This is a genomic window from Neisseria sp. HMSC075C10, assembly GCF_001815615.1.
GTDB lineage: Bacteria > Pseudomonadota > Gammaproteobacteria > Burkholderiales > Neisseriaceae > Neisseria > Neisseria subflava_A.
Genome location: NZ_KV821230.1, coordinates 1 through 1,706 on the forward strand (window position 1 = coordinate 1; position 1,706 = coordinate 1,706).

The 1,706-nt window shown below is 40.0% G+C and carries 3 protein-coding genes; all 3 read right to left on the minus strand.

Annotated features, from left to right (window positions below; genetic code table 11):
- Nucleotides 1-671 (minus strand): zonular occludens toxin family protein (locus HMPREF3047_RS00570; protein WP_283127024.1); only part of this gene is annotated, 671 nt, incomplete at its 3' end.
- On the minus strand, nt 668-961 hold the full coding sequence (locus HMPREF3047_RS00575) for a DUF2523 domain-containing protein (protein WP_049337051.1): 294 nt from the start codon (nt 959-961) through the stop codon (nt 668-670). The genes HMPREF3047_RS00575 and HMPREF3047_RS00570, both read right to left, overlap by 4 nt.
- Nucleotides 962-964: 3 nt before the next feature.
- Nucleotides 965-1,706 (minus strand): IgG-binding virulence factor TspB family protein (locus HMPREF3047_RS00580; protein ID WP_283127025.1); only part of this gene is annotated, 742 nt, incomplete at its 5' end.

The following is a 1,706-nucleotide window of genomic DNA, read 5'->3' on the forward strand; positions in this document are numbered from 1 at the left end:
TCCGCGCTAAATCGTTTGCTCATGTTGTTTATCGTGTAAAGGGTAAAGCCTATCAACAGCGGTATAAACAAGACGACGAATATCAGGCTTTTGGGTATGCGGCGTTTAGGCTTAGTATGCACTTCAGCGGATTTGTACATACCAAAGGTCTTTTTAGGGACGACAAACGTCCGCTCAATGGCTTTGGCAATATTGACGCTGCTATCGGGCTGGTCAACGCATTCGTTCCATTCGTAAAGCTTACGTCCCACTGGCTTGATTGAAACGTGCATATGCCTTTGAACGAGCTTTCTTACGAAACTATCAAGATAAGTTGGATGTTGAGTAATCAGGACAATATCTAAACCATGATGTCGATGTAATGCCAAAGCTTCTATAAATGGAGGTACTTTTGAAGCTGCTGAACGTGTGCCCATCAGCCTTTGCACTTCGTCTATGATGACGAGCGAGCCATAAGGGAGAAAATCTTGAAATGGCTTTTCTTTAATTTGTTCATCTGTAAGTTCTTCATGTTCTACCTTCAATTCAGGAATGCCGTTGACGAACAATGGACGTTTTTTCTTTACGCCGTCTTTGTCGGTAAAGTGGGTGTAGCTTTCGTCTGTCATCAGCATATTAACAACAGATGCAGTTTTTCCGCTACCCGGTACGCCAGTTTGTAAAATAATCATTTAGCTTTTCCCCCTGGAATAAATGACAGTTTGCTAATACTTTGCATGGCAACGTTAAATGCAAATGCACCGAATATCAGACCTAATGCATGGCCGAAACCTGCCATCATGACGATTTGGAGAATGTCTGATGGCATTGAGTTGAACTGGTTTTTTACGTAGTCTTTTATAAAACCTAATCCAACTGTAAAACCCGTATAAGTTACAAAACTAATACCAAGGGCAATAAATACTTTTGCAACAATATAGGTTAATAACCTTTGTAATATGGCGAAAAACGCAGCTTTCATGCTTTAGTCCTTTCTACTTGAAAACATGATATATGCTGCTGCTACCGCAGCGATACCAATCACAAGGAATCGGATCATTTCGGCAAAATTACAAATCATGTCATATTTAAATTCCATCGTTATGCCCAAATAGGTTGCAGTTCTTGGAGCAGGGCAAACACCATTATCGGGTAGGAAGAAATCAGGGCTAAATGTTGTATCGTTATTTGTATGAGGAATTTTGAAAGGTTCTTCTTGTTCCTCTACATCGCCTTTTTCTGAACAAGCTAATATGTCAGGGAAAATATTACATAGTAACCCTTTTGATTCTTCTTTCTTGTCATCTTTTTTATCTTCTTTTCTTTTATCTTTATCTTTATCAGATGGATCATCATCTGGACGTTTATCAGGATTACCATCTGGATCGGGTTTATCATCAGGTTTTTTATCAGGCTTGCCATCAGGATTAGGCGCAGGATCTGGATCAGGCTTTTTATTGGGTGCTTCAGATCCGCCCGGTGTCAAATCAGGACGCTGTGTTGTTGCAACATTTGCCGTTGTATTGCCATTTGAATCTTGGCCGAAAGTAATGGTAATTTGAACCGGTTTGCCGTTTTCGGGAGTGAAAGGGCCAATGGTTACAACAGTACCGGCAGGGACTTTAATATTTTCTTTATATTCGGGTTTCCCTAAACCTTCTACAAAAGGCGTTGGGTTACCGTCAATTATAGATGTAGCAATTTTTAAAAATTCATCCTCTTCTAAA

Excerpts from the sequence above, each read along its gene's own strand:
- HMPREF3047_RS00575 (WP_049337051.1), bottom strand. The coding sequence starts at position 961 with ATGAAAGCTGCGTTTTTCGCCATATTACAAAGGTTATTAACCTATATT.